Origin of the sequence: Pseudomonas frederiksbergensis (assembly GCF_900105495.1) — a bacterium.
Taxonomy (GTDB): Bacteria; Pseudomonadota; Gammaproteobacteria; order Pseudomonadales; family Pseudomonadaceae; genus Aquipseudomonas; species Aquipseudomonas frederiksbergensis.
Genome location: NZ_FNTF01000002.1, coordinates 1,313,471 through 1,335,648 on the forward strand (window position 1 = coordinate 1,313,471; position 22,178 = coordinate 1,335,648).

Below are 22,178 nucleotides of genomic sequence, written 5' to 3' on the forward strand. Positions count from 1 at the left end.
CGTTTTCCTACGCTTTTGCCGGAGCCTTCCCATGATCCTTCACTACATTTACGACCCGTTATGCGGCTGGTGCTATGGCGCAAAACCGCTGGTGCACGCCGCCCAGGCTGTATTGCCAGTGATCGCCCACGGCGGCGGCATGATGACCGGCGCCAATCGCCAGACCGTCTCGCCACAACTGCGCAACTACGTGATGCCCCATGACCGGCGTATCGCCGAGTACACCGGCCAGCCGTTCGGCGAGGCGTATTTCGAGGGATTGCTGCGTGATGAGACGGCGGTGTTCGATTCCGCACCGCCGATTGCCGCAGTGCTGGCGGCCGAGCAGATTGCCGGCCGAGGGCTGGAGTTGCTGGGGCGATTGCAGAGTGCTCACTACGAGGAAGGTCGGCGCATTGCCGATGAAGCGGTGTTGTTAGAACTCGCGAAAGACCTCGGTCTGGAACCTCAAGCGTTCCAGGCTGCTTTCAAGGAAGCTGAAACCGATCGCCACATCAAGGACAGTCGAGCGTTGCTGGCCGAAGTCGGCGGCCAGGGTTTCCCTACCTTCGCCCTGGAACGCAACGGCCAATTTACCCTGATCGATATCGGCCCGTGGCTCGGCAAGCCGCAAGCCTTCGCGGCATGGCTGAGTCAGTCGCTTCCCGCACAAACGTCATCATCGGAGCTTCAAGCCTGTGGCCTGAACGGCTGCGCCGATTGACGTTTACAAGTGATTTCTTAGACGTTTTTCGCCTATTCACAGACGATTCATGAAATTGACACACCATTAAGGGCGCGGCTAGGATTCGCCCCACGCCTGTGGCCAACCGCCACGACTCATAAAAATAACAAAAAGGCCCGCCACGATTTCTTCGTGCGCGGGCCTTTTTGTTTGGGGTGAAAAAAGAGTGCGATAGCGCCGTTTCAGCCGTTCGACACAGTGCGTATCAACCGATCATAAGGAAAAGAACAAAATGTTGAACAAGCGAATCAGCCTGATCGCTCTGGGGATGTTGAGTGCTACACAGGTCATGGCTAACGACCAGGCCGAGTCCAAGGGTTTTGTTGAAGACAGCAGCCTCAAAGTGCTGCTGCGCAATGCCTACATCAATCGCGACAAAAAAGACGGCAACGCCGACCAGCGTGAATGGGGTCAGGCTGCCATCGGCACCTACACCTCGGGCTTCACCCAAGGTACCGTCGGCGTGGGCGTTGATGCCTTCGGTCTGTACGGCTTGCGTCTGGACCGTGGTAGCCACAGCGGCGGCCAAGGCATCGACTTCTTCAAGGAAGGCGACAGCGGTAACCCGGCCGGCGACCTGGCCAAAGCCGGCGGCGCAGTAAAATTCCGCGTATCCAGCACCGTTCTGACTTACGGCGACCAGATGCCAGTGCTGCCGGTGTTGAGCTACGACAACGGTCGCCTGCTGCCGGAAAGCTACACCGGCACGCTGATCACCTCCAAGGAGATCGACGGCCTGGAACTGAACGCCGGCCGCTTCACCGCCGAATCGCGCAAAAGCGCTGAAGGCCATGACAGCGGCGGCTTGAAGTCGATCAACGTATTGGGCGGCAGTTACCAGTTCACCGAACAGTTCAAGGCTGCGCTGTACGCCTCCGACGTCGAAGACGTGCTGAAGAAGCAATACGTGAACGCCAACTACGTGTTCCCGATCGACAAGGATCAGTCCCTGACCCTGGACTTCAACGGCTACCGCACCAAGCTGGACAGTTCCTACGTCCGCGAAAACACCGTGCCCGGCCAAAGCATCGTCACCGGCGACGACAACAAGATCTGGAGCCTGGCCGCCACCTTCGCCACCGGCGCGCACTCGTTCACGCTCGCCCACCAGCGCAGCACCGGCGACAGCAACCTGGGCTATGCCTACGGTGGCTACCAGAAGGACCAAGGTCGCGTCGGCGATGGCGGCAACACCATCTACCTGGCGAACTCCTACTGGTCCGACTTCAACGCCGAAGACGAACGCAGCTGGCAGCTGGGCTACGGCCTGGACTTCAGCACCTTCGGCATTCCAGGCCTGAGCTACAACTTCGCCTACGTGCGCGGCGACAACATCACCACTTCCACCAGCGAAGGCGGCACCGAGCGCGAAATCTTCAACCAGTTCAAGTACGTCGTGCAAAGCGGCCCGGCCAAAGACCTGAGCGTGAAACTGCGCAGCTCGATCCTGCGTGTGTCGCAGAAATCGAGTGAGTACAACTCCAGCGGTAATGAAGTGCGTGTGTTCGTGGATTACCCGATCAACATTTTCTGATGATCGGTTGCGTTATCGAGGCCTGATGCAAGGCTGAGAAAGAAGAAGCCCCGACTGGTTCGGGGCTTTTTTTTGGATGAAAGGGGGCGGCGTTGCGGGTTTCATTGCGTGAGGGGCTCAGTGGGAATGTCCGGATTCGAAACGGTTTTGTGCAAAAAGCCAGATTTATGATCGTTTTTGAGCAAGTAAAATCGTTTTTATGCGGTTGGGGTCAGTTCGACGGTGCCCAATTCAATAGCGGAGCTCAATTTTTATGTGCTCTGAATGTTCGTTTTTATGCATCAGCACCGAAAAATAATCATTTTTATGCAGCGGGATCTGATTTTGATCGTTACTCTCCATTTGTAGTGGTTTGATTTGGTCGAGGTTTAAAAGGAGTGTGACGTGAGCGAGTTTCCCGTAGACCCCATCGGTGCTGCCTGGCTGGCAACGACATTTGACGTGCGGCCGATGGCACGGCTATCCGTGTTAAGTCAGGTCGGTAGTCGACGGTCAACTCAGGTCGAAGACGGGTTTCGTCTTGAGACCTATACGGAAAACATGCGCCCCGATCCGGACCTTTCATCCCATCTGCAATTTCACCTGCGGCATGAAGTCCCGAACCTTGAGTTCTTGACCAGACTGTTTACCAAGGTGGGTCCTGCACCGGTACAAGGCTGGTTGAATGACGAGCCCACCGGCCAATATGCCCGTAGGTCGGCGTTCTTGTTTGAGTGGCTCACTGGCGAGCGGTTGCAGGCGCCAGAACCTATAGGCGGTAAGTATGTCGACGCCATCAACGCCGATCTAATGGTGGCGGCTTCACCTGAAGAGGCGGTGAAAGTGCCGCGTTGGCGAGTGAATGACAACCTGCCGGGCTCGAACTACTTCTGCCCAATTGTCGTCAAGACTGCAGCAGTCAAGTCAGCAGCGGACCTTGATGTGCCTCACCTCTTTGGCCAACTCACCGCAGAGTTTGGCGAAGCGCTTCTGCTGCGCGCCGCCGCATGGATGACGCTCAGGGAAAGTAAAGCCAGCTTCGCCATTGAAGGGGAGGCAGATCGTTCAACACGTATCCAGCGTTTCGCAGATGTGTTGGCGCGACGAACAGGTCAGGGCGAACTGCCGCTCACCGATGCCGCACTAGCTGAGATGCAAGAAGAAATCCTCGGAGCAGTGACCACACTGACACGCCTGGGGATCCGGCAATCTCCGGTGTTTGTTGGCGAAACTGTTCGTTATCAGGAAATTGTCCATTATGTCGCTCCCCCGGAAAGCGATCTGGAGCGGATGCTGGAAGGCATTCGCATCTTTCTGAATCGTACTCAAGGGCAATCCCCAGTCATGCGCAGTGCTGTAGCAGCGTTCGCTTTTGTGTATATCCATCCGCTGGCCGACGGCAACGGCCGGGTCCATCGCTTCCTGATCAACGACATTCTGCGTCGTGATGGGGCCATTCCAGACCCGGTGATTCTTCCGATTTCAGCTGTTATCACCGACGACTCTGCTGAGCGGCGTCTTTATGACAGCGTGCTGGATCAGGTTTCAAAACCGCTCATGCAAGGCATACGAGACCAGGTAGCATTCGCCAACACTCGTACGCAATATCCTGACGGCGTGGTCTCGAATATTGAATTCACAGGCCAGGATCAGGCCCGCCCGGTGTGGCGCTATCCGAACCTGGGGCCACACGTTGTTTTCATGTCTAACGTCATTCGCCGCACCATCACCGAACAGATGCGTGAAGAGTCGCGGTATTTGCGCAGTCACATAAGGGCCAGGCAGGCAATCAAGGAGGTCGTTGAGATGCCTGATCAACAGGCTGATCGGCTCTTGCGATCCATAGAGCAGAACGAAGGGAAGCTGAGCAACGTATTGGCAAAGGAAATGCCTGTGCTGGCAAGGCCGGATATTTGGGCCGCCATTATCGAAGCTGTGGCTCAGTCGGTTCGGGGGGAGGAGCCGATAGACAGTAGCGTGAGTGATCGATATCACCCGAATCAGCCAGTGGGTCGATGACCGACTTACGCAAAAAGCCCCGATTGATTCGGGGCTTTTTCTTGTGTGCGATTTGTTTAGGGCGCGACGTTACTGGCTCGGTTGTTACCCGGTGCATCGAGCACCTTCGCTACGTCATCGATGATCGCCTTACTCATCTCCTGCAAAAAATGCGACGCCCAGGCATGCCGGTCGGTGTCACGAACCATGGCGGCGTCAGATGCGAGAAGTTTGGCGATGTGGAGCAGATCTGAGGCGTGGGAGAGGGCCTGGATGACCGGGACGCCGGCGTTGATGCGGAACAGCGGTTGGTTGCCGTGGAAGGAGAAAGGCGTGAGGCCGATGGTTTTCAGGTCTTGGGGATTGGTCATTGGGCACCTCCGGTTTTTGGGCGGTGGTGGGTGGTAACCAGTGAAGCGGTAACGCAAATTTTGGACGGATCGATAGCGGGCATTAGCAAAAACTCCTGAATCAAAGTTAGAGCTACCACGTTCGTTATCAGGCGAATGGGTGGCAGCTATGCGCGGGCTGATAAACCGGAGATACAGGAACCCGGCAGACCCGAAGGTCTCCCACGCACAGCCGCCATTACACGGAAATGTTGGCACAAAAAAAACGCCAGCAATCGTGATTTGGGGCGCTTGTGCGCCTGTATCTTACTCGGGTTATCAGGCCCGGTCGCCGAATTGGCAGCGACGGGTTGAAGGTAGCTTGCGGGCGGAGGATGCGCAATCGTGGCTAGGTGGTGGCGTGGGTTGAAGGTTTTAGTGATTTTTATGGCTGGGCAATGATTATTGGGCAGCCATAACTTTCATAATTTTGAAGAAGGCATGCTGATGGCCTTGCCGACTTGTTGAAGGAGATATTCGGAATGGACATTGAATTGGATCAGTTTCAAAAGGATTTGCTGGAATCTGTACGCGAAATGAATGAGAGCCGCGCGGCTCAAGTCTCCAAGACCAGGCCGTTGCGAATACAAGATTGCATCGACACTTACGTGTCGTCCTCAGCGACACATCCCAAGAACGTGTCGCCGAAACAGGAAAATAGCGACACGTAACAAGACGGACTACAACAGAAGGGGCTGAGTCCTACTGCAAAATCGCACAACGTCTAGCAGCCGTTAGCTTGTGAAATGACGATCTGAGGCAAAGCCCCGGCATCGTTGGACGGCAGGGTAAAAGTCGTTCGAAAACCGAGTTTATCCAGCATGTCCATCATCGCATCGATCGTAAATTTCTCGATCTTGCCAGTGGTGAGTTCTGAGACGCGTGATTGGGTCACGTTCAACCTGGCTGCAGCCTCACTTTGTTTGAGGCCCAGGGTTTTGATGTAGTCAGTGATAAATATCGATAGCTCCATCTTCAACGCTGTTTTGCTAGCGACTTCGCTGTCATGCGTGGCATGGAATGGGCTGTCGAAAAATTGAACTGCCATGAACGCCTCCCTACTTTGAGTTATCTAAAATTTGCGATAAACGCAGGCTAGTCGATTGATCGTTTTTGATGCAAACGTATTGTGTCTGCGAGACATAACTCATTACATCAAGTAACTAATGATGTTCCCGCCCCCACCTTTATCCCCTCCAGCCAACCCCATACATTGAGCTCCAACGCCGACCCATTCATTCCGAAGGGAAGGTCACTTGGAGATTCCTCATGCCTTTCGTAAGCGTACGCATCACCCGCGATGGCGTTACCTCTGAGCAGAAAGCTCAGGTGATCGCCGAAATCACTGAAACCCTGCAACGCGTCCTCAACAAGGACCCGCACCTGACCCACATCGTGATCGAAGAAGTCGACACCGATAACTGGGGCTACGCCGGCATCACCACCACCCAGTACCGCAAGCAGCTGGCTGAGGGGGAGGGGCAGTCATGACCGCGACCGTCTCCATCGATTTCATCTCCGACGTGGTGTGCCCGTGGTGCGCCTTGGGAGCAACGGCGCTGGAGCAGGCGATCGAGAACGTGGCCGGTGAGGTTTCGGTGGAGCTGACCTACAAGCCCTTCGAGTTGAACCCGGACATGCCGGCAGTCGGCGAGAAAGCGGTTGAGCATTTGATGCGCAAATATGGACGAACCGCCGAAGACGTCGCCGCCGGCAAAGCGATGCAGATCGCTCGCGGTGAGGCCATCGGCTTCAAGTTTGATCTGGAGAAACGCAGCCACTTCTACAACACGTTTGATGCTCACCGGTTGTTGATGTGGGCGTTGCAGGAAGGGCGGCAGGTCGCACTGAAGAAGATCCTGCTGCGCGCTTACTTCACCGACGGCCAGAACCCGAGCGATCGCGAGACGCTGGTGGGTCTGGCTGCTGAAGCGGGACTGGATGCGGCGGCTGCTCAAGAGGTGTTGGCGTCCGGCGCGTTCGCCAAAGAAGTGCGTGAGCTTGAAGAGTTTTACCGCCAGCGCGGCATCAATTCGGTTCCGGCCATGGTGCTGAACGGTCGTCACTTGGTGTCTGGTTCGCAGTCGGTCGAGTACTACGAACAAATGTTGAGACAAATGGCGAAGGCCCCCGCCGAAGCCTGATTACTTACTTTTTCAAACCACCATTTATTAGTTGAGGTTCATCATGAGCAACTCGAAAAAAGTCATCGTAATTACTGGCGCTTCCCAAGGTCTCGGCGCAGGCATGGTCAAAGCTTTCCGTGATCTGGATTACAAAGTTGTCGCCACTTCGCGTTCGATCAAACCGTCCACCGACCCGGACATCCTCACCGTGGCGGGCGACATCGGCAACCCGGAAGTCGCCCAGCAAGTCATCCGTGAAGCCATCGCACGTTTCGGCCGCATCGACACCCTGGTCAACAACGCCGGGATCTTCGTTGCCAAGCCGTTCACTGCTTACACCGCGGAAGACTACGCCAACGTGCTGTCGGTGAACCTGAACGGCTTCTTCTACATCACCCAACTCGCGATCACCGAGATGGAAAAACAAGGCAAAGGCCACGTCGTCAACATCACCACCAGCCTGGTGGACCACGCCATCGACGGCGTGCCGTCGGTACTGGCTTCGCTGACTAAAGGTGGATTGAACGCGGCAACCAAGTCCCTGGCCATTGAATACGCCAAGCGCGGGATTCGGGTGAATGCGGTTTCCCCGGGCATCATCAAGACGCCGATGCATGGTGAAGAAACTCATGAAGCGCTGGGGAATCTGCACCCGGTCGGGCATATGGGCGAGATCAGTGATATTGCGCAGGCTGTTGTTTATCTGGACAGCGCGAACTTTGTCACTGGCGAGATCCTGCATGTGGATGGTGGGCAGAGTGCGGGTCACTAAGGCCGTTTTTCCCAACCCTGGAAACAACAAAGCCCTTGCAGAAATACGAGGGCTTTTTTTGTAGAGAAACGGAACTGATGAGTTTGTGAGGGGGATGCAAAAAATGAAAAAATCTTGTCCTTTCTGACGCTGTTTCAATCGGATGCGCGGACTTGAATGAGATCAGAGATTATTTTGAAAAAATAACCTGAGGCTGCAGTGAATCCGAACTATCGTGGGGTGATGAGTGGCATTTCGCCACGCATTATCTATAGGTGATTCGATGGAGCGGTATAAAAATCTCAGTGGCGATTCGAATGTTGTCGCTTATGAGCTAGGACAAGGATCAATCACTGTTCAATTCGCTAGCGGCACGCATAAGACGTATATCTACGACTCGGCTAGGCCCGGCACAGTGATGGTCGCTGAGATGCAACGTTTAGCAGTGGCGGGGCGGGGGTTGAACAGCTACATCGGGCGTGTTGTGAAGGGTAGCTACTCGGGAAAACGTTAGTCAGAGAGCATTATTTTCCAAGGGGATAAAGCAGATTTCCAAACCCCGGAAACAAAAAAGCCCTCGTATTTCTACGAGGGCTTTGTTTTGTATGGTGCCGGCATCAGACGGAAAAATAGATCCGTCCCCTTTTTTCCTGAACGCTCATTATCAGCTTGACCGGATCACGGGCTTGGTGGATTCAGAGCGCGATTACTTCGGGTCAGGAAGGTCGCGAATACCCATGCGAGTGCGAAAATTAGAAACATCATTCCGGCAATGAAATAGCCCGTTAAACCCAGCTCTGAACAGGTTTTGCTTGCGAAATACACACCTGACATCACACAGACCATGGTCGTAGGGATTTTTATCATTGGTCCAATCTTAGTAACCGATCGAAAGTCAGTTATACCCAGGAAAAACAGGTAGAAGGTCAAGCTAGTCACGGCTACGACGCCAGTGAGAGATGCTGTAAATGGCCGCGACTGATTTTGCGTCATGTCTTCAAAAATAATGTCTCGCACGCCCGCGATCCTAGCGTGCGCTACTAGATCAAGTGGACCTGAACTCACGATGGTGACAGTGACTTGATCCTTTGGATTCGAGAGGAAAGGCAGAAACTTAAGCCTGTTTTCTTCGATCGATACTTTGGCGGGTATACCTGCAGGGTCTGACCCTGTGATCTGAGCCGTAATCAGCTTGGAATCGTTTTTTGTGCGTACTTCGAGCGATGTTTCAAAGTCGGCGCTGAGAATAGGTTTCGAGCCGGTATTGATAAGTGCAAGTGAGTAAATATGGGGTGAATCGATTTTCGATCCGTTAACGGTTATCTGGAGATCGTGAATCTTTGAGTCAGAAGGCAGCTCAAGGTCTGATGAAGAGACAAGGCGGACTGTGAGTGAATGAGCGGTAAAGTCTGCTTTCCAGAAATAGAAAGGTATCACCACGCTGACGATGGCGATCAGACTCGTAAGCGCAAACTTCCAGTCCAGCACTTTCCATTTCATGTGCTCGCTTCCATTGCAGACGCCGCGCTGTCGTAAGTGGCCTAGAAGGTTTTGCGCTTATTACGTGACTTATTACGTATCGCGCATAAACGAAAGGCCCGCATTTCTGCGAGCCTTTGTTTTGTATGGTGCCGGCACCAGACGAACGGTATGTTTCGGCGAGACGAGGTTTTTCGGGCGTCTGGAGTTCGTTGGAAAATTCGACGTACCCCAACTAGTAACTATAAATAAATCAGCTAGTTATGGCGTTAGGTGGAATCGAATTCGGGATTTTTTAGATGTCAGTACATTGTCGGTCTGTAAGTAATTCAGAGCCGCATACGAATGGTAAACCTCCTGAATTCGAACGTTGTCGATCATCCCTTCCGTAGAGAATAGGCAGGAATCCGCCAAAAGCTGCCGTGGCGACAGGCAGCAGACGGCCAATACGCTCGCCAGATGATCGATGCCGGCCCTCGTCGTTTCTCGTCGGGGGTACAGACTCGACGGCGGGTACTAATGCACAGAGGGGAAACATGAGAACAGGCTTCAGCGGCACAGACCGTACGGCCCCTTACCGGTGCCTAACCGATGAACTCTTGCTCATCGACACAGTTTCTAATAACTCATAATGAGTTACGGGTATAAAATTTCGTTGCATTGAGGTATCAAGAAACGTTGCGATCGGCTCGCCGTTTTGGCGAGAGATGAGCGGTTAAAGTTCACTACTGCCAGCGACTGCAATGGTCTATAGCGGCCTTTATTGGTCAGTCACCATCCCGGCACGTAATCGCTCAAGCAGATGGAATAGTATTCGCCTCGAGAGCCATGGACATGCGTTACTGACGTTGGTACCGTCATGCAAAGGGTGGTAGTCCACTGACAGGCTACGGGACGGATTCTATGTATAACGCAACTATCGCAAAGCCTTCCGTTGTAACTCGATGCAACCACTATGCTTTTTTCGCCCAATGATGATATTTGTGGCGGGTGTATATGGTGTTGGCAAAACAACTATTTGCAACTTTCTGGCAAGTAGTCTGGGCTATGTTGCCGTCAGCGCTAGCGCACTAATTAAACAGCGTCGGGGCGAGACGACTTGGGACGACGTAAAAAGAACGAGTGACATTTCAACAAATCAGGATCATTTAATACAAGCAGTACATGATCTTCAAAATACCAATCAAAAGAATATTCTGGATGGCCACTTCGCGCTTTTAGATAATGCCGGAAAAATCCTGACGGTCGACATTAATGTTTTTTTAGCATTAAACATTGACGCAGTACTTTTGATTGAGGATCAGCCCGCAGAAATACTAGCACGCTTAAATCTACGAGATTCTGCCAGCTGGGAATTGTATGTATTAGAAAACTTAGTTATAGCAGAGCGAGAAGGCGCGCTCAGATTTCATCGAGAAAGTGGTATTCCTATTGCGATTTTTCAAAGAGATGAATTGCAAGAAATTGTGAAATTTATATCAGATCTCGAAAGTAGCAATAAAAGATGATCTACGGATCAAGGAGCGGCAAGTGAACGGCCTGCAATATAAGAAATTCTCCGAGATTAACATCAATGACATTTTTTTTGACTCATTAAAAGCTGACTATAGTGAGTTCGCAGATTGGTTTTTGAAGAAGTCAGACGCGGGAGAGGAAGCCTACGTCTTCTATAATTCCCGCCGTAGGATGGACGGCTTCCTATATTTAAAAAAGGAAGCTGCCTCTGACATTACTATCGATCCACCTCTCCCGGCGGGGACTGCTCTTAAAGTGGGCACATTGAAAATCAACGCCCATGGCACAAAGCTTGGAGAACGATTCGTAAAAAAAGTTTTTGATCATGCAATGAGCCTAGGTGTTGATTATATTTACGTAACAGTGTTCGACAAGCACGATGGGCTCATTGCATTACTAGAGCGTTATGGATTTGAAAAGCGGGGAGAGAAAATTAGTCATAATGGATCAGAACACGTCTTGATCCGAACTTTGAACGAGATTTCTGGAGATGTAGTCAAAGATTTTCCTCACTTCGATGTTTCCAATAAACAATATTATTTATTGGCTATCTATCCCCAATACCATTCCTCATTTTTGCCTGACTCGATACTAAATGGAGAGAGCCATGACATATTGGAAGATGTTTCTCACACGAACAGCATTCACAAAATTTATATCTCAGGCATAAATCGTACAAAGTGCCTGAAGTCCGGCGACATTATTGCTATTTACCGAACCAACGATGGGAAGGGAAAAGCGTATTACCGTTCAGTGGTTTCATCATTAGGCGTGGTAGAAGAGGTTCGTCAAATAAGATCATTCAAAAATGAGTCTCAGTTTATTAAATATGCAAAGCCTTATAGCATATTTACTATTGAGCAGTTAAAAGAGTATTTTACCAGCAAGCAAAAATCATATATAATAAAATTTACTTACAATGCAGCATTGAAAAAAAGAATTATCCGAAAGCGATTAATTGAAGAATGTTTAATTAGCACTCGTACTCGATGGGATTTCACCCGGATTACAGAAGCTCAGCTAAGATGGATCGCGGATAAAGGTGAAATAAATGAAAGTATTATTGTCAATTAAGCCCGAGTATGCCAGCAAAATCCTTAGCGGTGAAAAGAAATTTGAATTTCGAAAAGTGTCTTTTACTAATAGCGAAATCAAAACTGTAGTGATTTATGCAACAAAACCAGTTGGTAAAGTCGTTGGTGAATTTGAGGTTTTGAAGATTTATAGTGATTCACCTACAAATATCTGGAAGCGGACGAAGCGCTATGCGGGTATTGATAAAAAATATTTCGACAGCTACTACGAAGGTAAAAGCTTAGCGGTGGCGATTGCGGTTGGTGCTGTTCACGAATATGAAAAGCCTAAAAACCTATCGGATATCGGGGTGGGGATCTCTCCCCCTCAATCTTTCTGCTATATTAAAGCTGCCGACTGTGACCAGCAGCGAGAGCTTGAGCTTGTATAGGAGCTCTCAGTGGTGACAAGACCAGTGTTCGGGGGGGATATGGCGTGGGATTCTAGCTTATTGAAAGTCATTGATCGTAAGTTTCTTATTGCGAATCCGTGGGCGCACGATGAATTAATGCCTCTTATCATGGGGCACCTTTACGAGTTATCTGGTTATTATCCAGAATTTAATCAATGGCTGGATCATAAGGTTATTCCTGGTCTAGTATCGGGTGAGAGATCAATACTCTTGGAGCACAGCCGTGGTCAACTCGCTGGCCTAGCAATCGTGAAGGATGATTCAGTAGAACAGAAACTGTGCTGTTTACGTGTCCTGCCGAAGTTCCAAGGAACTGGTGTAGGTCTGAAGCTGTTTGAAAGATCTTTCGAGGCGCTGAATAATAGCGCGCCATTACTTTCAATCGCCGAAGAGCAAAAGCATGTATTTGAGAAGCTTTTTAAATATTATGGCTTCGAGCTTGCAAAAAAATACTATAGTTATTATCGTCCGCGGAAAGACGAGCTGAGCTTCAACGGCTTGATCGAGCCTGAGCCAAGCTTTAAACGTGTTTCGAGCGACCAAAGGAAGTTAATTTTTACTACGTAAATATCGTAGCATTCTTTTTTTTGCACTTTCAAATAATGGCTTCGACCCGATTATTAGGAGGCCAATACCTAGGTACATAGAAAGCCAGCCAGTTTTTACACCGCAACCATTAGGGAATTTTTGTATTACGCACTCATTGGTGATTTCCCACAAAGCGCTACCAGCAACTCCGAATATCAGTACTAGTGCTATAAATCTAATAATCGATAGATAATCCGATTTCACCTTGGAAAATCGACCGAGCACTATCAAGTCCTTTACTCTTGTGCTGTCCTCTCTACTTGCCGTCCATTGGTATCCCAGATAGTTTCTAACACTATTCTCTTCCGAAATCCCTACGCTATTATCCAAGCGAATATATTCATTCCAGACCTCTTCGTCCATTAAGGAGCGATAACCTTTATAGTCTTTAGTGTCAGAAACGCAGACTTCATCGCGAATAGTTGTCAAAAAACAATGAATTCGCTTGAATTTCGGAAATTCTAGTTTTTCGTTACCGCTTAATAGTTCTTCAGGGACTCCACGTAAAACATTAATTCTAAAGTCAATAATGCGAGTTTCTGTATTGGAACTAATGAGCGCTCGGTCTTTCTGTAAGAAATTCACGCTATATACGGTTGATGGGATATTTCTGATTCGAAATCTTATATAAGCTGATTGTCGCTTATCTTCTGGCTTTACAAAGCCGGGACGACTTGGTAGTGCAATAGTTAATCGAGTACAAAGGTTCTCATCGCTCAAGAATATGGGTTCAACTTTAAAAAGCTGCGTATTGAGCCTAAGAAGTGAAAACGGCTTTTCATCTTTGCCATCTTTTCGAAAGCTAATATTGGCGAAATTTCCTTCCGCGAAACCATCGTAGTGTACAACTTCGTTAAATATTGCAGCTACGCTTTTTTCGCCATTTAATCTTGCCCCTAAATCGCTAACATCCTTCAGCTCGACTTTCCATGGCAAGTCAACTACGACCGCGCAGTACTTGTCCCGCTGACCAATCATTACTCCAACATCCATAAATGGAGAAATACGATCTCGCCCCGTCTCCCAAAGATTTACATGGAGTTCGTCCTCTAGCTCCCTCTCACATAGATCACCAGTGGCCTTACGTCTTTCAGCCTCTTTCTCAGCAATACGTTCTGCATTTGCTTTTTTTGTAAAAGCTTTCCAGCTACGAGTTGAAAAGTGAGCATCATTATCTACGTGGCTATCGGACTCGCCTTCAGATGCAGTGGAGGGCGTCGGGGCTGTCTGCTTTGGCTGATCGCCTGAAGGGACCGCTTTTCTCTGATCGCAGTCACATTGAACTGGTGTCTCGGTGTCAGATAAATACCTGACGATTATCCCTGAAAAAGAATGGCGCATTGAAAGCGTCCTTGAATGCGGCTGGTGTGCCAAGCATATTTGGCCGGCTATTATAAGGCATGTCAATATTGTAGCAGCGGAATCAAGATGCTCAGCAGTATCGTTCGGCCCCAGATCTCGCCCTGCTATCAAGTGAAATGCCTTCAGGCGCGTAGTCCCGTTGAAATACATCTTTTAGGCTGATAGCTGTGGTTACGAATGGCAGATGGGCCGGCGGCCGCTGTCCACCAACGTCCTCTCTTGGCCGTTTTCTGACCTTCGTCTAGCGGTTGAACTGCCAAGGTTTTCCTAGGCGATAAGTGAGTAATTGCATGGTCAGCAAATAGTAATAGCGCGTCGATTCAGTGTGCTGGTTTAGGTGGTGATTCAAAAACCACGCAAGGTGTTTTCTCTGCCAAGTCCATGGATTGTCGCGTTGCCAGCGCTCAGCGATTGCTGTTTGGATAGCCTTCGCCTGACGCAGGTGGCGTTGACGCGTGGTATACGACCCGGTCAGGACGCTCACCAGGAACAGATCCATATCGAATGCCGTGCTCACGCTCGACCACCAATGTAAGCGGCCACCACGACGATACGGCCGTGCCCCAGCTCATAGCTGATTTGTACTCGGGCATCCTGATCTAGGCGCCGGTCGAGTTGATAGCAATTGCCTCCGTTGATGGGGGCGAGATGATGGGTGATTTGCTCATAGCGTTCGCAAGCATAGGCTGCCCGCAATTCGTGGAAGCCTTTGAGGTCGTGCTTATGGATGATGTCCCGTGCGGGGCTGACGATTCCCTGCAAGAAATCGAGGTAGCGTTCGTTCGGTGCAAGTAGGTTGCGGCTACCGTCGGGCGAGACCTGTTCGGCAAACCTCTGTGCGTCACGAATATGATCATCTACCGTAATCCAACGAGGTGCTGATGCGCCTGAACGGCCACCTTTGGTGCCGTCCTGGATGTTGATCTTTCCGAATTGCTTGGCTTCACGTTTTAGACGGGGAAGGTCGGCCAAAATCGCCTCGCGCAAGCGCATACCGGTGGCTCGCGCTAACTGAGCGATGGCCGCGGCGCGCGGCTGCTGGTTTTCGCAAAGCACCTCTACGATCCGCTTCACCTGTTCGCGGTCCTGGCCTTGCGGCACTGAACGACGAACACTGGTGCGCTGCATTCCCAGCGCCTTACTCGGGCTCGGCACTTTCACATACGGATCACCGCGAAGCGCGGCCATGGTCCGATTCACACTGGACAACCGGTTTTGCGCAGTCGCGATGGCCATCTCACCTCGTTCAACTTGTTGGCGCAGATGTCCGGCGTAGTCCAGCAAGGTCTGCCAATTAATCTGCCGCGCATCGTTAAATCCTGGTCCATCCTCCGACCGACACCAGCGTACAAACGCCTGCCAGCGATCAGTGTGCGCTTTGACCGTCCCGTAATGCCCACCGCCAAACAGATCTTTCAGCGCTTGCGGCCCCGCATAGCTCAATTGCCGGCCATAGCCAAAATTGCGCCCATCCCGTCTACCGACCAATGCCATGATCGAACTCCTCTCTAAGCCAAAACTTTTAAAACCTTCCTCACGTCATCCCGCCAAGAATGCTGAGTGTTATCAGGGATCAAGGCCCCTGCGACCTGTGAGGGTTGTCCACTAACGCGGGACTGGCGGCTCCTTACGACCGGGAGCTTGGGCATCTCATGATCTGACCTCCTGAGCACTTCCGAAGAAGTGGGCGGGTGGAGGCTGCACTGGCTGACGAGGCCAGCGCCGCGAGATCCTGAGTTAGGTGAAGGCAGTGATGCGATGACCGGGGCGTGCCTGACTGTCAGTCAGGTGCAGTCCATTCTCTGGGCTGCGGCACCATCATCTGCATCGCTGTTGCCGGTGACTTCGGTGTTTGTCACGCCGATTGTCACGAGGGGGAATGCCGCAAAGCCTTGTACGAGTTGGGCTGCAGCAGCGGTTGGAGCGCCCGTCTCTTTCCGGGAGAAAGAGACGGGCGCAGGTTGGCGCACGGGAGTGGCCAAGCGGATAGGTTGCTGCAGGGCAGCTATGAAAGGGGATGAGTTGCCGCAGTGGGCACACTGGTAAAAGTAGGCATCCATCACTCGGCGAGTGACCGTGCGAGCCACCGGACGCTAATCGCACTTTGGGAGAACCACCACGGTGTGGCGTAGCCTTAAAGGTTCTGGCTACCTGGGTTGCTGTCAACGACAGCGCTTTGCCCGATCTTTTCTACGCCTGTGGATAATTCGGGTCAAGGCTCGAATTTTCGGGAGTTCTGCGGCTGTGGATGAAATTATCCACCGGTGGAAATCCGTGGTTTTCCACAGACAGTTGCGTGGGCTTTAGATTTTTTAAGTGAGGTCCATCCAAGCAGGGCGGCTTTGCAGCCCCGCTTGGATGGACCCGCGTGGAAGGGCGGACAACGGTGATCTCACAGGCTTACCCACGTTTGGATGCGCCACGGCTATTTTGTAGGGCGGTGATGTTGTCGCCGACGGGGTGAGCGAATTCGTGGGGCGTCACATGCCCATGGCGGTTGGCGTCGATGTAGTTGCTCCACCACGCCATGATCAGCCGGCGCTGCTCCAGAAATTCAGCTTTGTGGATATACGCGGCACGCACGCGGTTGCGTTCCTTGTGGCTCATTTGTCTTTCGATGGCTGCGTCGGTCCATAACCCGGACTCCAGCAGGGCGCTACAGGCCATGGTCCTGAAGCCGTGGCCGCACACGTCCTTGCTGGTGTCATAGCCGACGTTGCGGAGCATGGTATTCACCGTGTTCTCGGACATGGGCTTCCAGTACTTGTGGTCGCCCGGTAGCACCAACTCTGAAAAGCGACTGAGGCTGCGCAGGCGCTCCAGTATTTCGATGACCTGCGGCGATAGCGGAACCATTTGAATGTCGCCGTTCATCTTGGTCCCGCGTGTGGAGTTGCGTACCCCTTCAATCGGTGCGCGCGTATCGGGGATTTCCCACATGGCACGTTGGAAGTCGAACTCACTCCATCGAGCGAAGCGCAGTTCGCTGGAGCGGACGAATACATGCAGAGTCAGTAGCACAGCAAGGCGCGTCAGCTCGCGGCCGTTGTAGTTGTCGATACGGTGTAGCAGTTCGGGTAGGCGGTTGAGGGATAGGGCCGGGCGATGGACTGTGCGCGGCGCGTGAATCGAGCCTGCCAGATCCAGTGCAGGATTCATGGTGATCTGCCGAGCCCTTTTGGCCCCGCGCATGATGGTGGATAAGTAGTTCTGTACCCTTAACGCCACATCCATGGTGCCGCGTTCCTTGATGCGCTGGGTGATCTCTAGCAGGTCATGGGTATCGAGTTCAGCGATGGGGCGTTGGCCGATCAACGGGAAGACGTGGGTACGCAGTCGGCTCATCACGGTTTTTGCGTGTCCTTCGGTCCAGCGACGGGACATGTCGGTGTGCCACTCCAGAGCAACGGTTTCGAAAAGCAGTGCCGCCCGCTGGGCTACGATCTTGGCCTTCTTCTTTTCTTCCATTGGGTCGAGATTGTCGAGCAGCAACGCCTTGGCTTCGTCTCGCTTACGTCGTGCGACGGAAAGGGTAACGATGGGGTAATTGCCGATGATGAGCGTACCTTCCTTGCCGCTGGGCTTGGTGTACTTCAAGCGCCAGGTCTTCACGCCATTGGGTTTGACGAAAAGGTACATGCCGCCGCCGTCGAACAGTTTGTAGGCGCGTTCGCGGGTTTTGGCCGTGCGGCATTGCAGGTCGCTGAGAGGGATCGCTAGACGTGGCATAGGGGTACGCGCTCCTGACCGGAAAATCGCAGTACCCCTAACATACCCTCGGGGAAGGGGGATTTTGTTGGATCCCGACAGAGGGTCCTGGAACGAAAAAACCCGCCAAAGGGCGGGTTTTCGGGGCTTCCAGAGCATTCGGTGGAATGCAATGGAGCCTAATGTGGTGCCGGCACCAGGAGTCGAACCCGGGACCTACTGATTACAAGTCAGTTGCTCTACCAACTGAGCTATACCGGCGTGTTGGGCGACGATTATAGCGATTGGGTTGGTTCTGTAAACCCCTGAATTCAGACTATTTTTGCGCAGGCGTCAGGCCCGCCCCACGGGCGCTTCTGCGGGGCCGGCCAATGCGATTGCTTTAAAGCGTTACACGCCGTTTTTAACCGCGTTGATCAAGTCCTGGCTCAGCACCTGCGCGGGCGCCACTTGCACGCTTTGCGTGTAGAACGGCGGCAGGTTCTGGGCCAGTGTCGACAAGGCTTGCGGGGTGGTGTTGCCCGGCAGCAGCACGTATTGGAGGTTGGACGGATAGCTCTGTGGAACCGGGCCTTCCATGGTCGAACCGTACGCGCCGAAGGTCATCACGGCCTGCGGGGTGGTGGGGTCGGGGGCGTAGAGGAAGACGAAGGTGCCGTATTTTGGATGCGTCAGGTATTGCTCGGCCTGGGCGCGAACCGCTGGGTCGGGGTCGTTCATCAGGGTCCAGCGCATGACCGCGTAGTTGCGGGTGGTTTCCATGAACGCTGTCCGAATCGGCGACTGGTTCTCGACGCCGCCCAGACACACCAGCAGGTTGCCGAACGGATCGATGAGGGCTACCGAGTTGAACACTGTGCTTTGTTGCGCAGTCTTCAATAGCGGCGGAGCGAGTTCTGCGCCGGGGTCACGCGGGTTGGCCGATTGCACAGTCAATGCAAACGGGCTGAGCGCAGTCAGTGCCTGGCGGACTTTGCTGGTGGCCGGGAGGTTTGCCGGGTTTTGCAGTTGATCCGGCGGCAGACCGCTGTTGTTGCTGGCCTCGCGGACGGTGTTGACGCTGGCGGAGAAGATCGAACTGGTGAGGAAGTAAGCCGCCGAGTCGATGGTCTGGCCAGCAAACACCGGACTGGTCGAGCCCTGATAGGCACGGCTGACCGGCGCCGCAATCGCGTAATAACCCCAGGTGTCTTGCGCCTGTTGGCGGATCTGCGGCGGCAGCGATGGAAAGGTGAACTGGCTGTTGTAGTTGATGCCTGCGTAGTCATCGATCGCACTGACGGCGACGTTAAATCCTGCAGTCAGCAGCGAACCGGCGCACATGGCGCACGGGTCTAGCGTGGTGACGACGGTCAACTGATTGGGCGGTGGCAGGTTCAATGGCGCGGCGTTTTCGTAGTACCAGTCCACCAATTGCCGTTCGCCGTGGGCGGTCGGGTCATGAGGTAGAAAGTACGTGGTGCCACCGCCGGGGATAGGCATCAGCACGTTGTTGTGCAGCGCGGCGATGACCTCGCCCGTTGCGTTGTTGATGATGGCGCCGCCCACCGCGAAGGTTTGCTGCAGCGCAGCTTCAATGGCTTGGTTGGCGACGGTATCGACGGCTTCCTGTGCACTGTTCAATGTGCTCATGATCTTCCCAGCTCCTTGCTGTTTGAGCGCCAGGAAAATCTGGCGTTTGGCAACGATAGTTGAGGTTTCGCCGGTCGTTATGTTGTTTTGTCTTAATGCTTATGCACAACGGGATCTGTACCGCACCTGTTTAGAGGCAAATTTGCGGACCCGTTCTCATTTGCTCGCAAATACCTGTTTTCCCGCTTTTTTTACAGGTGTACGAAAATTGTACAGTTGTGTTTCTGCCCCGAAACAGCCGGATATATTGGATCCACGATAATTTCATCCCCAGAGTTATCCACAGGCTGGAGCGTTTTAAGGGCGCTCAGCCAGGATCAGGAAATTACGCGGTGTAAGCGGGGTTTCGCAGAAGGTGCCGAGGCGGACCGCATACCCCTGCTCGGAGAGGAAAAGGGCACGATCGAGTACCAGCCAAAGCTCCAATGGGCGTCGGAAAAGTCCGCGCAGCAGCTCGAGATTGCGCACTTCAGCCAGTCGCTGCCAACCGGTGGCTTCGAGCGCTGGCCAATCGTGCGCTCCGATTGTGGATAACTCCTTGAGCGCGGCTAAATGATGGCAGTAATCGGCAAAGGATCTATCCAGCCAGGCACTGGGCAGCGACGGGGTGGGCAGGTATTCGTCAACGCCGCGAAGTTGCCGTTGCAGCAGGTCGAAACCCAGGCGCCGGGCCATGGAGGTGTCGCGCTGGCGTCGGACGCGAGCGCCGGCGGTGACGGTTTCGTTCATCGGCAGCGAGAGATCTTCGAGCGACAGTTGTAGGTCGGATCGCATACCCGCAGAGGAAAGCGCCTGATATTCACTCACACTGATCCGGTTGTAGCAGCAAGGGGCGATGGCCAACTGCTTGCAACCGGTGGCGCTCGCGAGTTGCATCAGCCGCACGTGAAGATCACCGCAGGCGTGCAGCGCTACCGGCGTGTGGCCGGCCTTCAGTAAAGAGGCAGCCCCCGGCGCGAGCACGTCTTGCTCGACGTGAAGCGCATGCAAATGATGACGCTGACTGAGTGCCTGGCCACTGGCGACCAACGTCGGGTCATATTCCAGGCAAGTGAGCTGCTGACCGGTTTGTAACAGGCGTCGCCCCAGATGTCCTTTGCCCGAACACCAATCCAGCCAATGCTTCGGCGCCTCAGCAAATTTCAGCCGACTGGCAAACGCCTCGATCTGCTGCCACTTGCGCCCCGGCACATCGACATTCAGCCGATGGCCAGCTGATTCGAGTGCGTGAGGCGGCAATTCAGCTACAGCGCTCAGTTCGAGGGATAGCGCCGCCAGTGAAGCGAATGGCTCCGGCGCCTGCAGAAGAGCAGGTTGGTTATGAGCATTTTCCGCATCGTCCAATGACCTGCCGCGTAGCCATGCAGACAACTCGGGGTAGGACGCTTCCCACGGAAGCCGCAGGTGAGTAAATGGACGAGGTTTCCACAGCGCCTGATGCTTTGTCAGAAAAGCATCCAGCGCCGTGAAGCGGGCGAGCAGGGCCTCGCCCGTCAGCACGTAAGAATCAACGCCCTTGGCAGGCATCGACGCGCAGCCAGCGCTCCAACTGACGGAACGCCTGCACCAATACAAACGACATCAATAGATAGAACACACCGGCAGTAAAGAACATGTCCACCGTCAGGTAGTTGCGGGCAATGATGGTGCGCGCCATGCCGGTGAGTTCCAGCAGGGTGACGGTGCTCGCCAGAGAACTGGCCTTGAGCATCAGGATCACTTCGTTGCTGTAGGCAGGCAGGCCGATCCGTGCCGCTCGCGGCAGGATGATGAAAAACAGCGCCTTGGCCTTGGACATGCCCAATGCGCGTGCCGCTTCGATCTCACCGGGCGGAATCGCCTGGATCGCGCCGCGCAGGATCTCCGCAATGTAAGCCGCCGTGTGCAACGTCATGGTAGCCGTGGCGCACCAGAACGGGCTTCGCAGGTAAGGCCACAGGACGCTGTCGCGCACCGCGTCGAACTGCGCCAGGCCGTAATAGACCAGGAACAACTGAACCAACAGTGGTGTGCCGCGAAAGAAAAAGATGTAGGCGTAGGGAAACGCGCGAACGTACCAAAGCTTGGACGAGCGCGCGATGCCCAATGGGATGGCCAGCAGCAGGCCGAGAATCACGGCGATGCCCACCAGCTCCAATGTCAGGGTGGCGCCCTGGATGAACTTCGGCAGCCATTTGTAGATGACTTCCCATTCCATTACGTCGTCCTCACAAAGCCGCGGGCGGCGCGTTTTTCCAGAAAATGCATGCCAACCATGGCCAGTATTGTCAGGCCCAGATACATGAAGGCCGCGACCATGAAGAACGTAAATGGATGCTTGGCGAAGGTCACGGCGTTCTGTGCATGACGCATGATTTCTTCCAGGCCGATGACGGACACCAGTGCCGTGTCCTTCATCAGGACCATGAACAGGTTGCCCAGCCCCGGCAGTGAGATGCGCCACATCTGCGGCATGATCAGTCGGGTGAAGATGCGAAATTTCGACAGCCCCAACGCCACACCCGCTTCGCGGTGACCTTTGGGGATAGCCAGAATCGCACCACGAAACACTTCCGTGGCGTAGGCGCCGAAGCACAGCCCCAGCGCAATCACGCCAGCGGCGAAGGCATTGAGTTCGAGGTCGGGCTTGCCGAAGAACTCGCCCAGGGCACGCATCAGGTTGACCGTGCCGAAATAGATCAACAGTACCCAGAGCAATTCAGGGATGCCGCGAACCAGGGTTGAATAAGTGCCGCCAAGCCATTGCAGCGGCTTGTACGGGGAAGTCTTGGCCAAGGCGCCGAGCAGACCGAGCACCAGCCCCAGGCACAAGGCCGAGAGTGCCAGTTTCACAGTCATCAGCGCGCCAGCGGCGAGCGCCGGGCCGAATCCGTAGAGATCGATAGTCATGGATTTCTTTTCAAATCG

Annotated in this window: 22 protein-coding genes and 1 tRNA gene; 11 read left to right on the forward strand and 12 right to left on the reverse strand. The window is 53.4% G+C overall.

The window, feature by feature from the left end; translation table 11 throughout:
• Positions 1-31: 31 nt before the first annotated feature.
• The 3 genes from BLW70_RS06580 (at position 32) to BLW70_RS06590 (ending at position 4,256) form a co-directional block, all read left to right on the forward strand.
• The gene (locus tag BLW70_RS06580) at positions 32-703 is read left to right on the forward strand and encodes a DsbA family protein (RefSeq protein ID WP_074872616.1); all 672 of its coding nucleotides are present in this window, start codon (positions 32-34) and stop codon (positions 701-703) included.
• A gap of 253 nt (positions 704-956) precedes the next feature.
• Complete coding sequence (locus tag BLW70_RS06585; RefSeq protein ID WP_074872618.1) at positions 957-2,258, forward strand: OprD family porin; 1,302 nt, start codon at positions 957-959, stop codon at positions 2,256-2,258.
• A gap of 384 nt (positions 2,259-2,642) precedes the next feature.
• The gene (locus BLW70_RS06590; protein ID WP_074872619.1) at positions 2,643-4,256 is read left to right on the forward strand and encodes a Fic family protein; all 1,614 of its coding nucleotides are present in this window, start codon (positions 2,643-2,645) and stop codon (positions 4,254-4,256) included.
• Between the two features lie 56 nt (positions 4,257-4,312).
• On the opposite strand, the gene BLW70_RS06595 is transcribed toward BLW70_RS06590, so the two are convergent.
• Positions 4,313-4,606 (reverse strand): DUF3077 domain-containing protein, encoded by a 294-nt coding sequence (locus BLW70_RS06595; protein WP_074872621.1) that lies wholly within the window; start codon positions 4,604-4,606, stop codon positions 4,313-4,315.
• Between the two features lie 500 nt (positions 4,607-5,106).
• Between BLW70_RS06595 and BLW70_RS06600 the strand changes: the two genes are divergently transcribed.
• Complete coding sequence (locus BLW70_RS06600) at positions 5,107-5,295, forward strand: hypothetical protein (RefSeq protein WP_074872626.1); 189 nt, start codon at positions 5,107-5,109, stop codon at positions 5,293-5,295.
• A 53-nt stretch (positions 5,296-5,348) separates the two neighbouring features.
• Here the strand turns inward: BLW70_RS06600 and BLW70_RS06605 are convergent, their stop codons facing one another.
• Positions 5,349-5,672 carry a helix-turn-helix domain-containing protein gene (locus BLW70_RS06605; RefSeq protein ID WP_074872629.1) on the reverse strand — a complete coding sequence of 108 codons (324 nt, stop codon included), beginning with the start codon at positions 5,670-5,672 and terminating at the stop codon, positions 5,349-5,351.
• Positions 5,673-5,893: 221 nt separating this feature from the next.
• Here BLW70_RS06605 and BLW70_RS06610 point away from each other — a divergent pair, with 221 nt between their 5' ends.
• Genes BLW70_RS06610 through BLW70_RS06620 form a run of 3 tightly spaced genes read left to right on the forward strand, consistent with a single transcriptional unit; the run spans position 5,894 to position 7,522 of the window.
• Positions 5,894-6,115 (forward strand): tautomerase family protein, encoded by a 222-nt coding sequence (locus BLW70_RS06610; RefSeq protein WP_074872632.1) that lies wholly within the window; start codon positions 5,894-5,896, stop codon positions 6,113-6,115.
• Positions 6,112-6,768: a DsbA family oxidoreductase gene (locus BLW70_RS06615; protein ID WP_074872634.1), complete on the forward strand. Its 657-nt coding sequence runs from the start codon at positions 6,112-6,114 to the stop codon at positions 6,766-6,768. The genes BLW70_RS06610 and BLW70_RS06615 overlap by 4 nt, the downstream gene beginning before the upstream one ends.
• Before the next feature lie 43 nt (positions 6,769-6,811).
• A complete protein-coding gene (locus BLW70_RS06620; RefSeq protein ID WP_074872636.1) occupies positions 6,812-7,522 on the forward strand; it encodes an SDR family NAD(P)-dependent oxidoreductase in 711 nt (236 codons plus the stop codon).
• A gap of 657 nt (positions 7,523-8,179) precedes the next feature.
• On the opposite strand, the gene BLW70_RS06630 is transcribed toward BLW70_RS06620, so the two are convergent.
• The gene (locus tag BLW70_RS06630) at positions 8,180-9,001 is read right to left on the reverse strand and encodes a hypothetical protein (protein WP_074872641.1); all 822 of its coding nucleotides are present in this window, start codon (positions 8,999-9,001) and stop codon (positions 8,180-8,182) included.
• Positions 9,002-9,963: 962 nt separating this feature from the next.
• Here BLW70_RS06630 and BLW70_RS06635 point away from each other — a divergent pair.
• Genes BLW70_RS06635 through BLW70_RS06650 form a run of 4 tightly spaced genes read left to right on the forward strand, consistent with a single transcriptional unit; the run spans position 9,964 to position 12,548 of the window.
• The gene (locus BLW70_RS06635; RefSeq protein ID WP_159439157.1) at positions 9,964-10,488 is read left to right on the forward strand and encodes an ATP-binding protein; all 525 of its coding nucleotides are present in this window, start codon (positions 9,964-9,966) and stop codon (positions 10,486-10,488) included.
• 22 nt (positions 10,489-10,510) lie between these two features.
• On the forward strand, positions 10,511-11,569 hold the full coding sequence (locus tag BLW70_RS06640) for a GNAT family N-acetyltransferase (protein ID WP_074872647.1): 1,059 nt from the start codon (positions 10,511-10,513) through the stop codon (positions 11,567-11,569).
• On the forward strand, positions 11,547-11,960 hold the full coding sequence (locus BLW70_RS06645) for an ASCH domain-containing protein (RefSeq protein ID WP_074872650.1): 414 nt from the start codon (positions 11,547-11,549) through the stop codon (positions 11,958-11,960). The genes BLW70_RS06640 and BLW70_RS06645 overlap by 23 nt, the downstream gene beginning before the upstream one ends.
• Before the next feature lie 12 nt (positions 11,961-11,972).
• Positions 11,973-12,548 carry a GNAT family N-acetyltransferase gene (locus BLW70_RS06650; protein ID WP_218022564.1) on the forward strand — a complete coding sequence of 192 codons (576 nt, stop codon included), beginning with the start codon at positions 11,973-11,975 and terminating at the stop codon, positions 12,546-12,548.
• Here the strand turns inward: BLW70_RS06650 and BLW70_RS30060 are convergent.
• From BLW70_RS30060 to BLW70_RS06695, 9 genes are all read right to left on the reverse strand, one after another.
• The gene (locus tag BLW70_RS30060; protein ID WP_139273362.1) at positions 12,531-13,910 is read right to left on the reverse strand and encodes a hypothetical protein; all 1,380 of its coding nucleotides are present in this window, start codon (positions 13,908-13,910) and stop codon (positions 12,531-12,533) included. The genes BLW70_RS06650 and BLW70_RS30060 overlap by 18 nt on opposite strands.
• Positions 13,911-14,172: 262 nt before the next feature.
• Positions 14,173-14,448: a hypothetical protein gene (locus BLW70_RS06655; protein WP_074872658.1), complete on the reverse strand. Its 276-nt coding sequence runs from the start codon at positions 14,446-14,448 to the stop codon at positions 14,173-14,175.
• On the reverse strand, positions 14,445-15,425 hold the full coding sequence (locus BLW70_RS06660) for an integrase domain-containing protein (protein WP_074872661.1): 981 nt from the start codon (positions 15,423-15,425) through the stop codon (positions 14,445-14,447). The genes BLW70_RS06655 and BLW70_RS06660 overlap by 4 nt, the downstream gene beginning before the upstream one ends.
• Positions 15,426-16,331: 906 nt before the next feature.
• The gene (locus BLW70_RS06670; RefSeq protein WP_074872667.1) at positions 16,332-17,660 is read right to left on the reverse strand and encodes a tyrosine-type recombinase/integrase; all 1,329 of its coding nucleotides are present in this window, start codon (positions 17,658-17,660) and stop codon (positions 16,332-16,334) included.
• A 164-nt stretch (positions 17,661-17,824) separates the two neighbouring features.
• Positions 17,825-17,900, reverse strand: a tRNA-Thr gene (locus BLW70_RS06675).
• Between the two features lie 129 nt (positions 17,901-18,029).
• Positions 18,030-19,271, reverse strand: coding sequence for a nucleoside deaminase (locus BLW70_RS06680; protein WP_074872669.1), 1,242 nt, complete (start codon positions 19,269-19,271; stop codon positions 18,030-18,032).
• Between the two features lie 297 nt (positions 19,272-19,568).
• A complete protein-coding gene (locus tag BLW70_RS06685; RefSeq protein WP_074872673.1) occupies positions 19,569-20,798 on the reverse strand; it encodes a methyltransferase in 1,230 nt (409 codons plus the stop codon).
• Positions 20,779-21,468 carry an ABC transporter permease gene (locus BLW70_RS06690; protein WP_074872677.1) on the reverse strand — a complete coding sequence of 230 codons (690 nt, stop codon included), beginning with the start codon at positions 21,466-21,468 and terminating at the stop codon, positions 20,779-20,781. Before BLW70_RS06690 ends, BLW70_RS06685 begins: the two co-directional genes overlap by 20 nt.
• Entirely contained in the window at positions 21,468-22,160 is a 693-nt protein-coding gene (locus BLW70_RS06695) for an ABC transporter permease (RefSeq protein ID WP_074872678.1), read from the reverse strand. Before BLW70_RS06695 ends, BLW70_RS06690 begins: the two co-directional genes overlap by 1 nt.
• Between the last annotated feature and the right edge of the window lie 18 nt (positions 22,161-22,178).